At 48.9% G+C, this 16,662-nt stretch carries 16 protein-coding genes; 8 read left to right on the top strand and 8 right to left on the bottom strand.

What is annotated here, in order from left to right:
• The coding region (locus tag VJY99_RS13440) for a hypothetical protein (protein ID WP_324119220.1) at positions 1-519 on the bottom strand (519 nt) is incomplete at its 3' end.
• Positions 520-717: 198 nt separating this feature from the next.
• Between VJY99_RS13440 and VJY99_RS13435 the strand changes: the two genes are divergently transcribed.
• From VJY99_RS13435 to emrD, 3 genes are all read left to right on the top strand, one after another.
• Positions 718-1,014 (top strand): hypothetical protein, encoded by a 297-nt coding sequence (locus VJY99_RS13435; RefSeq protein WP_324119218.1) that lies wholly within the window; start codon positions 718-720, stop codon positions 1,012-1,014.
• A gap of 460 nt (positions 1,015-1,474) precedes the next feature.
• The gene (tisB, locus tag VJY99_RS13430) at positions 1,475-1,564 is read left to right on the top strand and encodes a type I toxin-antitoxin system toxin TisB (protein ID WP_324119216.1); all 90 of its coding nucleotides are present in this window, start codon (positions 1,475-1,477) and stop codon (positions 1,562-1,564) included.
• A 248-nt stretch (positions 1,565-1,812) separates the two neighbouring features.
• Positions 1,813-2,997, top strand: a complete 1,185-nt coding sequence (gene emrD, locus VJY99_RS13425) for a multidrug efflux MFS transporter EmrD (RefSeq protein WP_324119214.1) — start codon at positions 1,813-1,815, stop codon at positions 2,995-2,997.
• Positions 2,998-3,069: 72 nt separating this feature from the next.
• On the opposite strand, the gene VJY99_RS13420 is transcribed toward emrD, so the two are convergent.
• Positions 3,070-4,383, bottom strand: coding sequence for an MFS transporter (locus VJY99_RS13420; RefSeq protein ID WP_324119224.1), 1,314 nt, complete (start codon positions 4,381-4,383; stop codon positions 3,070-3,072).
• Positions 4,384-4,485: 102 nt separating this feature from the next.
• Entirely contained in the window at positions 4,486-5,682 is a 1,197-nt protein-coding gene (locus VJY99_RS13415) for an L-talarate/galactarate dehydratase (RefSeq protein ID WP_324119213.1), read from the bottom strand.
• A 308-nt stretch (positions 5,683-5,990) separates the two neighbouring features.
• Between VJY99_RS13415 and VJY99_RS13410 the strand changes: the two genes are divergently transcribed.
• On the top strand, positions 5,991-7,013 hold the full coding sequence (locus VJY99_RS13410) for a LacI family DNA-binding transcriptional regulator (protein ID WP_324119211.1): 1,023 nt from the start codon (positions 5,991-5,993) through the stop codon (positions 7,011-7,013).
• 28 nt (positions 7,014-7,041) lie between these two features.
• On the opposite strand, the gene VJY99_RS13405 is transcribed toward VJY99_RS13410, so the two are convergent.
• From VJY99_RS13405 to VJY99_RS13395, 3 genes are all read right to left on the bottom strand, one after another.
• Positions 7,042-7,764, bottom strand: coding sequence for an amino acid ABC transporter ATP-binding protein (locus VJY99_RS13405; RefSeq protein ID WP_324119222.1), 723 nt, complete (start codon positions 7,762-7,764; stop codon positions 7,042-7,044).
• Complete coding sequence (locus tag VJY99_RS13400; protein WP_324119209.1) at positions 7,751-8,515, bottom strand: amino acid ABC transporter permease; 765 nt, start codon at positions 8,513-8,515, stop codon at positions 7,751-7,753. The genes VJY99_RS13405 and VJY99_RS13400 overlap by 14 nt, the downstream gene beginning before the upstream one ends.
• A 102-nt stretch (positions 8,516-8,617) precedes the next feature.
• Positions 8,618-9,397 carry a basic amino acid ABC transporter substrate-binding protein gene (locus VJY99_RS13395; protein WP_324119207.1) on the bottom strand — a complete coding sequence of 260 codons (780 nt, stop codon included), beginning with the start codon at positions 9,395-9,397 and terminating at the stop codon, positions 8,618-8,620.
• 285 nt (positions 9,398-9,682) lie between these two features.
• Between VJY99_RS13395 and VJY99_RS13390 the strand changes: the two genes are divergently transcribed.
• Positions 9,683-10,954, top strand: coding sequence for an MFS transporter (locus tag VJY99_RS13390; protein WP_324119205.1), 1,272 nt, complete (start codon positions 9,683-9,685; stop codon positions 10,952-10,954).
• Positions 10,954-12,243, top strand: coding sequence for a BNR repeat-containing protein (locus tag VJY99_RS13385; protein ID WP_324119203.1), 1,290 nt, complete (start codon positions 10,954-10,956; stop codon positions 12,241-12,243). The genes VJY99_RS13390 and VJY99_RS13385 overlap by 1 nt, the downstream gene beginning before the upstream one ends.
• Here the strand turns inward: VJY99_RS13385 and VJY99_RS13380 are convergent.
• Positions 12,240-13,052, bottom strand: a complete 813-nt coding sequence (locus VJY99_RS13380; RefSeq protein ID WP_324119201.1) for a helix-turn-helix domain-containing protein — start codon at positions 13,050-13,052, stop codon at positions 12,240-12,242. The genes VJY99_RS13385 and VJY99_RS13380 overlap by 4 nt on opposite strands.
• A gap of 105 nt (positions 13,053-13,157) precedes the next feature.
• Entirely contained in the window at positions 13,158-14,081 is a 924-nt protein-coding gene (dsdC, locus tag VJY99_RS13375; protein ID WP_324119199.1) for a DNA-binding transcriptional regulator DsdC, read from the bottom strand.
• Positions 14,082-14,307: 226 nt separating this feature from the next.
• On the opposite strand from dsdC, the gene dsdX reads away from it, so the two are divergent.
• Positions 14,308-15,645, top strand: coding sequence for a D-serine transporter DsdX (dsdX, locus tag VJY99_RS13370; protein ID WP_324119197.1), 1,338 nt, complete (start codon positions 14,308-14,310; stop codon positions 15,643-15,645).
• 18 nt (positions 15,646-15,663) lie between these two features.
• Positions 15,664-16,662: D-serine ammonia-lyase (dsdA, locus tag VJY99_RS13365; RefSeq protein ID WP_324119195.1), on the top strand; the 999-nt coding region annotated here is incomplete at its 3' end.

The raw sequence follows: 16,662 nt of genomic DNA, 5'->3' as shown, positions 1-16,662 counted from the left end.
GGGTTTCAGCAGATCTCTCGAGCCTGGGGTAATCAATACAACGGGGACATCGTCCGGAACAATCACCATTTTCTCCTGGTCTTTAACCTTCACGGTCATGGTGTGGCCATTGCTATTCACCAGTTTGCCAACCGTACCATTTGTCATGGTGTTCACGTTACCGTCCGCAGACTCAAAGGGGTTAAACCCTTCACCTGTCCCACGCAAGCTTGGGGAAAATACGTGCACTTCCAGCGCTTTCAGCGTGCCATCGGCCTGCTGCACCGCCGCCGTACCAATAAAACTATCAGGCTTTATGTCGCTGATTTTTGCCTTGCTGACGCTGTTCACTTTGGTTTTGTCTGTCAAAGCCACGTCGAGCTTCTCCCCCTGGCGGGTAGTGATTGTGACTGTTTTGTCATTTACTGACTCGATTGTTCCACGAATGGGCCTAATAACATTATCAGCCTGAGCCGCCAAAGCCCCCGTACTCAGCAGCAGAGCACTGAGCAACAATGCGGGAAAACAACGCGTTATCATGATTCTCTCCAGAATTCACAGTATGAATAGTTAGCAACCTTATTAAGGGTAATTCGCAAATGAAAACCGGGGAGGAAAGTGGTGTGAAAGAGTGTGTTTAAAGATTTCGTCGAATCGTGTTGTTGCTGGCAGTTGTGGCTAAACTATCGTGATACGCTGCGTGAATTCGATATTCACTGTGCTGGTTCAGGAAGAAATATGGCTTTCAAATATGCTTTGTTATTGCTTGTCCCGCTCGCCATTATTGGTTGCTCATCAACGGATACCTCAGGCTATGACGGGCATCGTACATATGGCCCAACCGAAACCGACGAGTTTATCCGCTCGCAACAGGCCAATCCCTACAACAGCCGGGAAAATCTAACCGAGGAACAACGTAGGGAAATTAGCGAACAGATGAGGGCAGAAAGGCTTGAAGCCCGCGGCAGAATGGATAACAGCACCGACAGCGGCGATGGTTTAGGGCAAACCGTTCCGAAAGGCTTCTATAACTAATTGAACAGCAGGCCGCGCATCTTTTTCCGTATCTAAAAACCCCATCGCTAAAAACAAAAAACCCCGCTGGTGAGGCGAGGTCTTTTGTTTTTACTGCACAGTGCTTTTACTGCTTTGCACACCACACAACATCAACCCCCAAAATATACGACGAAAGCCGCTGTGGAGCAAATACTTGCTGCTATTGTGAGCGACGCATAAAAGGTCGCCTGCGAAGCTGTTCGCATTTTTATCAAAATACTGTTTATTTATACAGCTCTGTGGATATACTGAGTGTGTTGAAAGTGATGTGCCCTGAGGCCGCAAACCGCCGCGCAATTCAAGTCCTGGCTGAAACGGGTGGTGCCGTCAGTGCCTTAACCTCAGAGGAGCACACCACACAAACTCAACAAATTCAGCTGACTACAGGCAGCGGAAAGGCTTGTCGGCTGACCGTGCTCCTGACCACAGGAGAAAGCGTATGGGCTTGATGGAACTGGCTATTTTGTTTCTGAAACTCATGGTTGCGTTGCTGCAACTGCTTGAAGCTGCCATGAAAAACTTCAAGTAATTCATTGGCTTCAAGTCGCACCAAAAGGAGGCGGGAAACCGCCTCCTTTTTATAAACTCCGGCGGCCGTTTGGCTGGCAACAAAAATTGCCGTTCAGGCTTTAAAAGCTGCCATTAAATCCCCTTACGAAAAGCATGACACCATAGGGCTTTATTATCTTTGTGTGGTAGATTCCTCTCGATTTTTTGACACAGTCAGTTTTATAAACTGGCATTTGGCATCTAAATCCCTACAACACACTTGAGAATATGAAAAAGCTAGCCCACATTCACCTACTGATGATGTTAATTCTTTTGGTTGCCGTCGGGCAGATGACGCAGACCATTTATATTCCGTCGATTCCCGATATGGCTCACGACTTCGGGGTACGCAACGGCGCAATCCAGCAGGTGATGGCGGCGTATTTGCTGACTTATGGCATCTCACAACTTGTCTACGGGCCGATTTCAGACCGCATTGGTCGCCGCCCGGTGATTCTTGCAGGCATGAGCATTTTTATCCTCGCAACAGTGTGGGCATTGTTTACCACCAATTTAACCGCACTGGTGATTGCCAGCGCATTGCAAGGGATGGGAACCGGTGTGGCAGGCGTGATGGCGCGCACCATGCCACGCGATCTCTACGAAGGTTCATCGCTTCGTTCGGCCAATAGTTTGCTGAACATGGGGATACTTGTCAGCCCACTGATTGCCCCGGTGATTGGCGGCATGCTTGATTCCGCTTGGGGTTGGCGTGCCTGTTACGGCTTCCTGCTGGTGCTGTGTATCATTGTCGCGTTCTGCATGCTGCGCTGGCTACCGGAAACGCGCCCCGTTCAGGCCACACCTCAGCGCCTTATGACGAGCTACAAAACGCTGCTGGGCAGCGGATCGTTCAATTGCTACTTGCTGATGCTGGTGGGTGGCCTTGCAGGCGTGGCGGTCTTTGAAGCCTGTTCTGGCGTATTGATGGGTGGTGTTCTGGGGTTAAACGGCGTTGTAGTCAGCATTCTGTTTATCCTGCCGATTCCGGCAGCATTTTTTGGGGCATGGTACGCAGGCCGGCAAAATGCCCGTTTTTCATCGCTGATGTGGCAGGCGGTTTTGAGCTGCCTGGTTGCAGGCATCTTGATGTGGATCCCAGGCTTGATCGGTTTCATGAATATCTGGACTCTGTTGGTGCCTGCGGCGCTGTTCTTCTTTGGTGCCGGAATGCTATTCCCGCTGGCAACCAGCGGTGCGATGGAGCCATTCCCGTTCCTCGCTGGGACCGCAGGCGCGTTAGTTGGTGGGTTGCAAAATATGGGTTCAGGCGTGATGGCGTGGTTTTCCGCATTATTGCCACAAACCGGGCAATTTAGCCTCGGTATGTTAATGACAGCCATGGGTGTGATGATTTTGTTCTGCTGGCTGCCACTGGCGCATAAATTCCAGCAAAGTGAACAGACTATCTAAAAGAAAAAACTTGCTGCCCACAAAGGAGTGCGAAAATGGGCAGCAAGAGTGCTTGTAGATACAGCACCAGGTTTAAGCGATAGCAACAGGCCGAATTTTAATGCGGTCAAGTGGACCGACAATAAACACATACGAAACCAACCCAATCAACCCCATCGATCCCACATATAAAATCGCGTAATCAAAGGATTGTGTGGTCGACAAGATATAGCCGATAACCAATGGGGTGACAATACTCGCCAGGTTGCCGCACATGTTAAATACTCCACCGGCAACACCGAGCACTTCTTTTGGAGAAGTATCACTCAGAACACACCAACCGAGATTGCCAAATCCCTTAGCAAAGAAAGCGATACTCATTGCCGCAACCACTACAACTTCTGAACCGCTATAGTTCGCCGTGACAATCACACAAGAGAGCAACATGCCGCAGATAATTGGCAATTTTCTGGCGTAAGTCAGGCTGTAACCTTTACGCAGCAGGTAGTCAGAGAACATCCCACCAATTAGCCCGCCGGCAAAACCTGCTATCGCAGGAATCGAAGCCACTAAACCTACTTTCAAAATTGACATACCTTTCGCCTGATAAAGATAAGTCGGGAACCAGGTTAAAAAGAACCAAGTAATTGATGTCACACAAAATTGACCGATATACACGCCAATCATCATGCGATTTACACAGACTTGTTTAATTTGTGAGAAAGTGTATTTCTGTTTTTCCTCTTTAATACCTAATAAAGGTTCGCCACCACCCTCTTTTATATAATCAATTTCCTGCTGGTTAATGCGTTTATGGCGAAATGGGTCCTGAACATACATCAACCAGAAAACACCTAATACAATACCGATGGCACCAATATAATAAAAGACATAGTGCCAACTCCATGTATACAAAATAATGGTCATCAGCGGGGTGATAATCCCCAGTGAAATATACTGGGCAGCCTGATAAACCGACGTAACAAAACCACGTTCTTTATTAGGAAACCACTGTACGCTAAGACGACTGTTAGCTGGAAAAGCCGGGGCTTCAATGGCACCCATCAGTAAACGTAACACGATGAGAGCCATTAACGGTGCAGCAAATAGATAAATTGTTCCCTGAAACATGGTTACTACTGACCAACCAATAAGCGCGACGCCATAAACAAGACGCGATCCATATTTATCCAGCAGCCACCCGCCAGGGATTTGCATAATTACGTAGGAAATACCAAAGGATGAAAATGCCAGCCCCATCATCTCTGGGTCAAAACCTAACTCTTTACTCATGAACGGAGCAACAACGGAAAGTGTTGCACGATCAGCATAATTAAATACCGTAGCTAAAAATAGAAACAATAGAATTGTATAACGAACTTTCGTCTTATTTATAAATTTATCCATTACTGACAACTCCTGAGGAAGTAGGGTTGCATCTCTTAATTTGTAGGGATTACAGCCGAGTAGTTTTGGGCCAATAATGCGTTATCAGCCCCAGTAATAAACTCAAGGACGTTTACCAAACTCGCACTCGAGCACTGTCCATCTACGAGCCTGCTCGCTAATGGTAAAACCAAGCCCATGACGGTCAGATATCCACATCCGTCCATCGCGCAGTTCAAGCTGTTCGTTGAAAAGCGGGTTCAACCATTCAAAATGTTCCAGCCACGGCTCGATTGGGTAGGCGGCTGAGAGGTGGATATGTATTTCCATCGCAAAGTGCGGTGCTAATTTGCGGCCATGCTTCGCAGCAAGATCCATAATTTTCAGGAAAGGAGAAATCCCTCCGACACGTGGTGCATCCGGCTGAACAAAGTCGCTGGCGTTCCCCAGAATCAGCTGTTCGTGCTCACGGAAACTGGTGAGCATTTCCCCTGTAGCAATCGGTGTATCCAGCGCTGCGGCTAGTGCGGCGTGCCCTTCAACATCGTAAGCATCCAGCGGCTCTTCAATCCAGATGAGATTGAAGTCCTCCATTTTACGCCCCATGCGGATAGCGGTTTCCCTGTCCCATTGCTGGTTCGCATCGACCATTAGCGGGAAATCATCGCCAAGTTCTTTGCGCACAGCTGTCAAACGGCGGATGTCTTCATGGGTGTTGGGTTGACCCACTTTGAGCTTGATGCCACCAATGCCACTCTCACGAGATATCGTTACGTTTTTTAATACTTGATCAAGCGGTGTATGCAGGAATCCGCCAGAAGTGTTGTAGCACTGCACAGAGTCGCGATGAGCACCAAACAACTTAGAAAGCGGCAAACCTGCGCGTTTCGCTTTCATATCCCATAGCGCAATATCGATAGGTGAAATAGCCTGTACTGCCATGCCGCTACGGCCAACAGAAGCGCCTGCCCACAACAATTTAGTATAAATTTTGTCGATATCGTTTGGGTCTTCGCCCAGCAATACATCGGCAATTTCTTTCGCATGGGCATAAATTCCCTGTCCGCCCGCTCGTTTAGAATAGCTAAACCCCACGCCCTCAAACCCATCACGAGTGCGAATTTCAGCAAAGATAATTGCTACTTCGGTCAACGGTTTTTGGCGACCGGTTAAAACTTTGGCATCACTTACTGGTGTTGCCAAAGGCAGGAACGAAAGGGATATTTTTACCCACTCGATTCGGTCTCCTGTATCAGTTGCGGTTTTCGAATTGGTTACTTTTGCATAGGAAACTGCCTGTGAATTTGCGCTGCTGGTCATTATCACCCTCCATCAATCCATAAAATGTTTGCGCTAACATTTTTATAATTATTGCCCAAAGACCGCCAGAGAAAGGCATTAGAAGTGGACATTAGATCACAATTTAAACGATGAAGTACGCCATTGTGTGATTAAAATCACATCAATAAGACAATGACAGGTAATGCCATAACTCAAAATGATTGCGCAATCATTTTTCACAAAAATAACACATAAAAAACAGACAAAGGTGAGCAACTGGCAATGGCTAACCTTTTAAATGATAATGAGAAAATAGTATTAAGGGCGATGACAGGATGGCGTTTTAATTGAACAGTAAAAGCAATATTAAGAAGCAGCCCTCACGTTCGCCGACTCTTGAAGATGTCGCTCGTGCGGTAGGCCTGTCACCCATGACCGTGAGTCGGGCCATTAATACACCCGATATTGTACGCCCAAAAACTGTTGCTAAAGTGATGGAGGCCGTACGGGCTACGGGGTATATCCCCAACATGCTGGCTGGGAGCCTGGCATCGCGACGTAGCAAACTTATTGCCGTTGTGGTTCCGCAAATTAATAACAATATGTTCGTCGACACCGTTCAGGCTATCAGTGACGAACTCGCCATTCGCGGTTACCACATGCTACTTTGCGTTGCTGGATACAACCACGAAACAGAAAACGACATTGTTTCGACTATTCTTTCCCGACGTCCGGACGGTATTGTACTGACTGGCATTCATCATAGTACTGAACTGAAAAAATCCATTCTGAACTCAGAGATTCCGGTCGTGGAAATCTGGGATTTAACACCAACACCTATTGATATGCTGGTCGGTTTTTCTCATGAAAAAATCGGCCATGCCATTGGCGAATATCTGTTCAATAAAGGGCATACCCGCTTTGGGCTAATCTGGACCGATGATAAAAGGGCAATGCTGCGACAAAAAGGGCTTCAGGACGAATTGCGACGGCACAAGAAAACCATTGTTCATGCCGTTTCGGTGCCCTTACCAGCCACAATGGCACGCGGGCGTGAAGGGCTGGCAGCCCTTCTGGATGATGGGAAAACCCTCGATGCTATCGTGTGCAGTTCTGATACCCTGGCGCAGGGTGCTATTTTCGAGGCACAAAAACGTGGTTTGAGCGTTCCCGGTAATCTAGCGGTAATGGGTTTTGGCGATCTGGATTTCGCCGACTGCAATATTCCGTCCATAACGACCGTGAAAATAGACCGTTGGAAAATCGGCAAAGACGCAGCCAATATGCTTGCAGATAAAATTGAAGGCAAACCGGTAGATGAAGCGGTGGCGGATATTGGTTTTTCTCTGATTGAACGAGAATCAGCTTAATTGCCCTCTCCAAAAAGAGGGCTGAGAATTAAAGCACTTTACTCAAAAATTCTTTGGTACGTGGGTTGGTCGGATTGCTAAACAGTTGCGACGGCGGCCCCTGTTCCTGAATCACACCCTGGTCGATAAACACCACCCTGTCGGCGACTTCACGGGCAAAGCCCATTTCGTGGGTGACAATAACCATCGTCATACCCTCCAGCGCCAACTGTTTCATCACCGCCAGCACTTCGCCGACTAACTCCGGGTCGAGTGCTGATGTCGGTTCATCAAACAGAATGATCGACGGCTCCATTGCCAGCGCACGGGCAATTGCCACACGCTGCTGTTGCCCGCCGGAAAGGCTCGACGGCCAGGCGTCGATTTTGTCTATCAAGCCAACCTTTTGCAGTAATTTTTCCGCACGTGAGACGGCTTCGGCTTTCGACAAACCTTTGAGCGACATCGGCGCCATCGTCAGGTTCTCAAGCACCGTCATATGCGGGAACAAATTAAAGCGCTGAAACACCATCCCCACACTGGAACGCAAGGTGTTGAGATTCGTTTTCGGATCGTGCACGGCAAAACCGTTCACCACCACTTCACCGCCATCCGGTTTTTCCAGCGCGTTCAGGCAACGCAAGAAAGTACTTTTACCGGAACCGGACGGGCCAATCACGCATACCACTTCCTGTGGTGCGATATCGCATGAAATGCCACGCAGCACATGAGTTTTGCCAAATTGTTTCTGTAAATCATTAACGTGAATCACTTTTGCCAAGCCTCTTTTCCATGTGTTGCACCATCAGCGAGAGCAGGAATGTTAATACCCAATAAACCAATGAGATCGTCAGGTAGGGTTCCCAATAAGTCGCATAAGCGCCAGAAACAGTACGCGCGGCATAAGCCAAATCGGCCAGGCCAATCGCTGAAGCCAGTGAAGAATCTTTCACAATCGCGATAGCATTATTGCCCAGCGGAGGAAGAATGCAGCGGAACGCCTGCGGCAAAATGACTTTGCGCATCGTTTTACCCCATCCCATACCCAGCGCACGCGACGCTTCCATCTGACCTTTGTCGATTGACTGAATGCCCGCACGGAAAATCTCAGAAACATACGCTCCAGCGTTAAGCGTAATCGCGACCACACACGAAAGGAATGCGCCATATTCAGAGCGCAGCTCGCGGGCAAAATCCGTCGACATCAGCCCACTGGTGACCAGCATCCCATCACGCGGGTTGATAAACAGCGGTATCAGTGCGAAGTGAACCACCATGATTTGCACAAACAGCGGCGTCCCACGGAACGCGCTCACGTAAATGCGCACCGGCCACTGTACTGCGTAACGCAACACATGTTTCCATGGGCCATCTTCAGCATGCGCCATTCGCCCCAGGCCAAGTAATAAACCCCAGGTGGTACCCAAAATAACGCAGATGATGGTGCACTTGATGGTCATGATCGCGCCTTGCATGAATAGCGGCGCGTATTCTGAGATTATCTCCCAACGAAATCCGGTCATACCTGTCCTTGTTGGGGCCGAACCGGCCCCGAGTCATCTACCCATTATCCTTCAAGCTGCAGGGATGTTGGCTGCAACTCGAATGCTAACGGGTATAGCAAATTATTCAGCGGGGAGAGTTGGAACGTTGCTATCAAACCAGGTGGAATAGATTTTTGCGTAAGTCCCGTCGGCCACTATTTTCTTCAGGCCTGAGTTAATTTTACCCAGCAATTCCTGATTATCTTTCGCGACGGCAATGCCGAAATACTGGCGTTCAAATTTATTGTCTTTGACCGCTTTTAGCTCTTTTTCCGGATGAGATTTGATGTAGTACTTCACCACACCAACGTCACCGACTGCGGCATCAATACCATTTTCCGCCAGCTCTTGAAGCATCAGCGGCGTGTTATCAAAACGTTTGATGTCAGTGCTGTTTTTACCCAGCGTGTCGGATACCACGGTATCGCCTGCGCTTGAGTTCACCACGCCGACTTTCTTACCTTTGAGCGCGTTCACGGAATCGACGTTGGAATCACCAGGTACCACGATGGATTGCTCTGCCGGGAAATAAGGGGCGGAGAAAGCGACCATCGCTTTACGTTTTTCGGTGATGGTGATGCCGGAAATAATGATGTCGCGATCACCTGAATTCAGGGTGGCAAAAATCCCTTCCCACGGAGTGTTAACCAGTTTGATATCAAAACCTTCAACTTTAGCGATGGCTTTGATGATGTCGATATCGAAGCCTTCAAGCTGCTTCTGGCTGTTTTCAAATTCAAATGGGCGGTAAGTCCCACCAGAACCGACAACATAAGTTTGCTGTGCTGCATACGCAGAAGTGAGAACGGTTGAAACAAGGCATCCAGCTAAAACTACTGACTTTGCTAATTTCCTGAACATGTATTGCTCCCTATGAGTTTTTTATGCAGTTTATTTGCATAAAAATACATAATTTAACGTAGATCATCAACCGAAAATTACATAAGGAATTTAGAAAAAGAGCACTGAAGTCGCATAAATTGTTTAAATGTGCCGTTTTTACCCATCTGATGGCACAGCAGTACAAATCAGCGTGAGGTGATTCACAGCCACTTGCTCTCACGCCTGCCAGGGATAGCGCCTCGATATACCCTCCGTACCTCTTATCCAGCTTTATAAAAAAATAATGACGTAGCGGAGAATATGATGAGTCAACTGGCGACCCGTAGTGTCCATCGCGATAACAGCAGTATGCTGATTTGGGTATTGCTTCTAATCTTGGGTGGTGTGCTGTTTTTCTTCTCGTTAGACAGGCAGATCGTTTCGATTTTAAAAACCACTTTGATGCATGAACTCAGCCTGAGTAATACCGATTACTCAATACTGATCAGTGCATTTATGATCCCTTATACATTCATGTACTTCATTGTTGGCGGCATCGTTGACCGTTTTGGTAGCCGCTATGTGCTAAGCGTTCTGATGGTGGTGATGTCGATTGCGACTCTCATTACTGGCATGTCCACTTCGCTGAACGGGCTGATAGCAGGACGTGTGTTACTGGGGCTTGCGGAAGCCGGCATCGTTCCGGCATTAACACTGGCTATCTTTACCTGGTTTAAGGCCGAAAAACGCGCCTTTGCTTTCCAGCTCACCAATATTATCCAATCCCTTGGCTTGATCCTGGCGCCACCGTTTGTCGCCTGGGTGACGCTTTCCACTGGTTGGCGTTGGGCATTCTTTATTCCCGCGATAGCGGGTGTCGCGGTTGGGTTGATGTGGTTTTTTTCCAGCCGTCGCACCCCACCAGCCGTAGAAGAGGCCGCATGCGAAAACGCAGCGAGCGTGCCACTTTTGCAGCGTTACAAAATGGTGCTGACTTCAAAACCGATTTGGGCGCTGTTGATAGCCCGTTTGCTCACTGACCCATTCTGGTTCTTTTATCAGTACTGGCAGGTTGGTTTTATGCAGGAAAAGATTGGCCTGACGCTCGCCCAGGTTGGCAAAATGATGTGGTTTCCCCCCCTGGTTGCCGTATTTGGTGTGCTGGTTGCTTGCTGGATGTCGGACAAACTGGTTGCGCGTGGAATGAGTTCGACACGTGCAAGGCTGACCGTCATCTGGTCTGTCACTTGCTTGTCGCCGCTGGTTTTCCTGCTGCCATCAATGTCTAATCCGTACGCCGCCGTGGCAATCATGACGGTCATTAACTTCATGTGCACCGCCTGGCTAAGCATGGCGACCATTATGATGGGCGGCCTCGCACCTCGCATCGCTATTGCCACCGCCATCGGCGTGATGAGCGCACTGGGTGGGGTCTCTTCCATTATTTTCAACGGTTTTGTCGGCACAATTATCGACCATTTCGGCTATTCACTGCCGGTTTACATTGGGGCCACTTTGCACCCCATCGGCGCGATTGTGCTGGCGGTGTATTTTCTGCGTAACAAACAACATTTATCCCCTCAGGAGAGTCTCTGATGCCGTGTCTCACTTCTGTGGCTGTGGGCAGTGCCTGCGCCGATTTCACCGTTCTGTTTTGCCTGATGAACCATGGCAACCAACAGTTTGCCGCCTGGTATGATGAAAATCATCGTCTTACCGTGGGAAGCCGGGATCTGCCCAATGGGGCATGGGCGCATTTTCAACCTGAAGGATTCTGGATAGCGGAACGAGATCGCCCTTCGCATATCACCGATTATGACTCCCACAATTACCTGACGATGGCGATAGATAGCGACGGGTTTATTCATTTAGCCGGAAATATGCATGTTGACCCGATTATCTATTTCCGCTCACACAAACCGTTGGATATCACGTCGTTATGCTGCATCCCGAACATGACCGGAGAACGGGAAAACCGAACCACTTATCCGGTATTTTTTAAAGATAACCAGGGGCAATTGTTGTTCCGTTATCGTGATGGTTGCAGTGGCAATGGTGATGATATTTATAACCTGTACCATCCACAAACCCAGCAGTGGACGCGTTTATTAGACACACCACTGCTTAACGGAGAAGGTGAGCGCAACGGTTATGCTCGCCCGCCAATACAAGGTCCTGACGGCTACTGGCATATGGTGTGGATGTGGCGCGAATCGCCACATTGTGAAACCAACAACAACCTCTCTTATGCGCGTAGCCGCGACTTGATCCATTGGGAAAAATCAGACGGCACACCACTGGCATTGCCCGTTTCACGCAGCCGTGGAGAAATTGTTGACGATGCCGATGTGGGTGGTGGCCTGATTAACATGGTTCAGGAAGTCGGTTTTGATAATCAGGGCCGGGCGGTGCTGATTTTCCATCGCTACGATGTCCACGGCCATTCCCAGGCCTATCTCGCCAGGCCAGACGGCAGAGGAAACTGGCAAAAAGTTCAGCTGAGCCAATGGACATTCCGTTGGGGCTTCAGCGGTGGTGGCTCAATTACACCCGATGTCACGCTTTCAGCACCACGCGCCGTCGGTAACGGATTGCTGGAAGTCGAGTGGACATCGTTGTGGGCGGGAAAAGGTGTGTGGGTTATCGACGAACAACAGCTATGTGTGCTGGCAAGCAAACCGTTCGAAAGCTTTATTGCGCAAGAAAGCTGGCAACCCCGCCAGCAGATTCATCCAAATGCCGAAGTGCAGATTGTGGCGGCATTTAACAGCGATTATTCACCGCAGACGCGTTATTGGCTGCGCTGGGAAGCACTGCCGATTTTCCGCGATGTGCCGCACGATGTGGCGACGGGCGCAACATTGTTAGAGGTTATTGAGCTTTAGCGACACTGATTTGGCGATATCCCAAACTGCTTACGGAAGCTTCTGGAAAAGTGACTGATATCGCTAAATCCGCATTTCCCTGCCACATCTCCGACACTTAGCCCTGAGAAACGCAGGAAATACTTCGCCTGCAACAAACGTAATAACGAAAGATATTGCTGCGGCGAAACGCCGGTATATTGCGAAAATGCACGCTGTAAAGTACGCCGCGCCATACCAAACTGCTCGCACAATTGGTCCATATCCAATGGCTGCGCATAGTGGCTATTTAAATAAATAATTATCTGGCTGAGTCGGTCTTCGCTGGAATGGAAATCCTGCGTTTTGTAACGCCAATCGCTCAGGGTGTGCAGCACATCGAAAAAAACCATTTCTTTATGGCTTTCCGCCATCAACTTGTCGTCAAACTGCCGTAGGTTAAAATTCGCCATGCGCTTAATAATCCGTTGCATGATACGGCTATCAATCTGCCAGACATGGCTTTCCTCGGGGGCGGGTAACAAATGAGTGATGTTTTTGAGCACGTTAAACTGGTCGCGGCCAAGATATAGCAAGTTAATTTGCTTAAGATCTTTCATCGCTTCAAATAGATGATAATCCTGGTGATTCAGGTAACAGAGCGTGCCGGAAGTCAGCAAATAAGGCTTCTCATTGCAAACATGGATACCACTGCCACTTTCAACCAAAAATAGCTCACAATATTCGTGCGTATGTTCAAGACTGATACTGCTTTCCGGTTGCCAAAAATGGAACTTCACCTTTTCCAGCGGGTGATAAAAATGGGTCTCACGGGGAAGAATCAGTGGCATGTCTGCCTCACCAGTTTTCAGGAGAAGCAGGCAGAATTATCATGTATGGCAATGCATTACCTTCGTGATACTGCCACTTTGGCCAATATCAAACATCGTGCTAAATCATACTTGTGATTGAAGCCACTGAATAAACGCTTCAATTTTCGGCCATTGTCGCCCAGGAAGTGTGGTGGCGTAGTAATGCTGATGGCACTTCAACGTCATATCGCCAAATGGAGCAACCAGTTCGCCGCGATCAAGGCGTTTTTGCACCAGTCTTTTGCGCCCCATCGCCACGCCCACTTGGTTCACAGCGGCAATTACCGCTAAATCTGAACGATCAAAACCGATGCCGGAAGAAGAAGGTAACGTGACCGAAAAATGCTGCGCCCAGCTGTGCCATTCGTCCGTGCCCGAATCGTTGCTCCATGCCTGCCGGTCATGCAGCAAGGTACAGTTGCGAAGATGGGCCGGTTTATTTTTTAATTCAAAACGTTGGGCATATTCCGGGCTGCACACCGGCACAATGGCTTCATCCATCAGAAAATGATGAGTTAATTGCGAGGAAGGCGTATCGTCAAAATAGAGCGCCAAATCTACGCCTGCGCGTTGCAGATTCACGTTGTCATTGCCGGTGAGAATGGTCAGGGAAATAGACGGATAGCGACGGGTAAAATCCCCAAGCCGCGGAACAAGCCAGCATTGAGCAACGGAAGGACGAGAATAAATCGTCAGCAGGCCCGACAGCTCCTGATTTTTAATATCCAGGATCTCCTGATTTAACGTATCCAGCGATGATTTCAGCGCCCAGAAAACCCTTTTGCCTTCATGTGTTAACTCAACTTTACGGTGTGAGCGCACAAACAGCTGAATCCCCAACTCCTGCTCAAGCTGATTAATTCGGTGGCTGACAGCACTCGCACTTAACGAAAGTTCTTCTGCCGCCAAGGCGAATGACTGGTGCCGTGCTGCCACTTCAAAAGTGTAGAGTTTTGATAACTGCCAGCCGTTAAGTAAGCGATTTCTGACTTCGCGAATCGGGTCCATGGTGCTCTCCAGAGAGAAAGTTTCATGTCGGCATTGTAAAATATGCCCCCGAAAACGTCGTCCTAAGATGCAAAAAACCGAACCAAAATCAAACTTACCTGCCAACTTTCAACCTAAATCACTCTTTTGACTCAATCTGGCTCATGTGAAGTGCCATTTATATCGTTTGTCAGCAAGGTGCATTTTTTATCCAATAGCCGCAGATAAATCGTAGAGTGAGGTGGGTATGGAATCTCAGATTTGGGTTGTGGGAACGCTGCTTAGCAGCATAATTTTAATCGTCTTTACCATCGTAAAATTGAAGTTTCACCCTTTCCTCGCTTTGCTGCTGGCCAGTTTTTTTGTCGGCACCATGATGAGTATGAGCCCACTGGATATGGTGAATGCCATTGAAAATGGCATTGGCAGCACTCTGGGCTTCCTTGCAGCCGTCATCGGCCTGGGCACGATTCTGGGCAAGATGATGGAAGTGTCCGGCGGAGCTGAACGCATTGGCCTGGCTTTACAGCGTTGCCGCTGGTTGTCCGCTGATGTGATCATGGTTCTGGTAGGGATGATTTGCGGCATTACACTGTTCGTGGAAGTCGGTGTGGTACTGCTGATCCCACTGGCGTTTTCTATCGCCAAAAAAACCAATACTTCGTTGCTGAAACTGGCTATCCCATTATGTACTGCGTTAATGGCGGTGCATTGCGTGGTTCCTCCACATCCGGCGGCCATGTTTGTGACCAACAAATTGGGCGCGGATGTCGGCACAGTGATTGTGTATGGTTTACTGGTGGGCTTAACCGCATCGTTAGTCGGTGGGCCGCTGTTCCTGAAAATTGTCGGCAATCGCCTGCCATTTAAAACTGTGCCAGCTGAATTTTCCGACCTAAAAGTCCGTAAAGAAGAAACGTTACCTTCGTTAGGCGCGACACTGTTTACGATTTTATTGCCGATTGGCCTGATGCTGGTGAAAACGCTCGCCGAGCTGAACATGGCGAAAGGCGGGACGATGTATAGGGTGCTGGAGTTTATCGGCAACCCAATCACAGCCATGTTTATCGCGGTGTTTGTGGCCTATTACGTTCTCGGATTACGCCAGCATATCGGTATGAGCCAGTTGCTAACCCATACGGAAAATGGCTTTGGTTCAATCGCTAACATTTTGCTGATTATCGGTGCGGGCGGTGCGTTTAACGCCATCCTGAAAACCAGTGGTCTGGCGGATTCGCTGGCGGTGTTGCTTTCCAACCTGCACATGCACCCGATTCTGCTGGCATGGCTGGTTGCCTTGATTCTGCATGCTGCGGTGGGTTCTGCTACGGTCGCGATGATGGGAGCCACCGCAATTGTGGCACCGATGCTACCGCTGTACCCCAATGTCAGCCCGGAAATTATTACCATTGCTATCGGTTCCGGCGCGATTGGTTGCACCATCGTCACAGATTCACTGTTCTGGTTGGTGAAACAGTATTGCGGCGCAACGCTCAACGAAACATTTAAATACTATACAACGGCGACATTTATCGCCTCTACGCTGGCACTGGGCGCGACGTTCCTGCTCTCCTTTATCATCTAAGCGCAAAGAGATTGTCTTATGAAAAACGCTGAAATAAACACATTGATTCAAGAGTTTCCGCTGGTTCGCGATCTGATTGATTTGCAAGAAACCTGTTGGTTTAACCCGGAAACCACAACACTCGCTGAGGGCTTACCTTACGTGGGCTTGACCCGTGAAGATGTGCAGGATGCCCATGATCGCCTGACACGTTTCGCACCTTATCTGGCGCAGGCGTTTCCAGAAACAGCAGCGACCAACGGCATTATCGAGTCAGAGTTGGTGGCGATCCCGGCCATGCAAAAGCGCCTGGAAACAGAGTTTAAGCAAAAAATCGCGGGTCAGTTGCTGCTAAAAAAAGACAGCCATCTGCCCATTTCAGGTTCGATTAAAGCGCGTGGCGGGATTTATGAAGTGCTGACGCATGCCGAAAAACTGGCGATTGAAGCCGGTTTACTGACGACCAAAGATGACTATCGCAAATTGCTGACTCCTGAATTTAAAGACTTCTTTAGCCAGTACAGCATCGCCGTCGGTTCAACCGGCAACCTGGGTTTATCCATCGGGATTATGAGTGCCCGCATTGGATTTAATGTCACCGTGCATATGTCAGCTGATGCTCGCGCCTGGAAAAAAGCCAAACTGCGCAGCCATGGCGTCACGGTTGTGGAGTATGAAGAAGATTATGGCGTCGCCGTTGAACAAGGCCGTAAAGCAGCCGAATCCGACCCTAATTGTTTCTTTATCGACGATGAGAACTCCCGCACCTTGTTCCTTGGTTATTCGGTTGCCGGTCAGCGCCTGAAAGAGCAATTTGCACAGATTGGGCGGATTGTTGATGAGCAACATCCGCTGTTTGTTTACCTGCCGTGCGGCGTCGGCGGTGGCCCTGGTGGAGTCGCATTTGGCCTGAAAATGGCCTTCGGCGATAACGTTCACTGCCTGTTTGCTGAGCCAACACACTCACCTTGTATGCTGCTGGGTGTTTACACTGGCCTGCATGATGAGATTTCCGTGCAAGATTTGGGTATTGATAAT

The sequence above is a fragment of the Buttiauxella sp. genome (assembly GCF_035271705.1).
Lineage (GTDB): Bacteria > Pseudomonadota > Gammaproteobacteria > Enterobacterales > Enterobacteriaceae > Buttiauxella.
Note: the sequence above shows the minus strand (reverse complement) of the source record. Positions and strands in the feature narration are given on the sequence as shown.

What these genes read in the sequence shown, in the direction of transcription:
- VJY99_RS13435 (WP_324119218.1), top strand. Translation starts at nt 718, where the DNA reads ATGGCTTTCAAATATGCTTTGTTATTGCTTGTCCCGCTCGCCATTATT.
- tisB (WP_324119216.1), top strand. Translation starts at nt 1,475, where the DNA reads ATGGGCTTGATGGAACTGGCTATTTTGTTTCTGAAACTCATGGTTGCG.
- emrD (WP_324119214.1), top strand. Translation starts at nt 1,813, where the DNA reads ATGAAAAAGCTAGCCCACATTCACCTACTGATGATGTTAATTCTTTTG.
- VJY99_RS13420 (WP_324119224.1), bottom strand. Translation starts at nt 4,383, where the DNA reads ATGGATAAATTTATAAATAAGACGAAAGTTCGTTATACAATTCTATTG.
- VJY99_RS13415 (WP_324119213.1), bottom strand. Translation starts at nt 5,682, where the DNA reads ATGACCAGCAGCGCAAATTCACAGGCAGTTTCCTATGCAAAAGTAACC.
- VJY99_RS13400 (WP_324119209.1), bottom strand. Translation starts at nt 8,515, where the DNA reads ATGACCGGATTTCGTTGGGAGATAATCTCAGAATACGCGCCGCTATTC.
- VJY99_RS13395 (WP_324119207.1), bottom strand. Translation starts at nt 9,397, where the DNA reads ATGTTCAGGAAATTAGCAAAGTCAGTAGTTTTAGCTGGATGCCTTGTT.
- VJY99_RS13390 (WP_324119205.1), top strand. Translation starts at nt 9,683, where the DNA reads ATGAGTCAACTGGCGACCCGTAGTGTCCATCGCGATAACAGCAGTATG.
- VJY99_RS13385 (WP_324119203.1), top strand. Translation starts at nt 10,954, where the DNA reads ATGCCGTGTCTCACTTCTGTGGCTGTGGGCAGTGCCTGCGCCGATTTC.
- VJY99_RS13380 (WP_324119201.1), bottom strand. Translation starts at nt 13,052, where the DNA reads ATGCCACTGATTCTTCCCCGTGAGACCCATTTTTATCACCCGCTGGAA.
- dsdC (WP_324119199.1), bottom strand. Translation starts at nt 14,081, where the DNA reads ATGGACCCGATTCGCGAAGTCAGAAATCGCTTACTTAACGGCTGGCAG.
- dsdX (WP_324119197.1), top strand. Translation starts at nt 14,308, where the DNA reads ATGGAATCTCAGATTTGGGTTGTGGGAACGCTGCTTAGCAGCATAATT.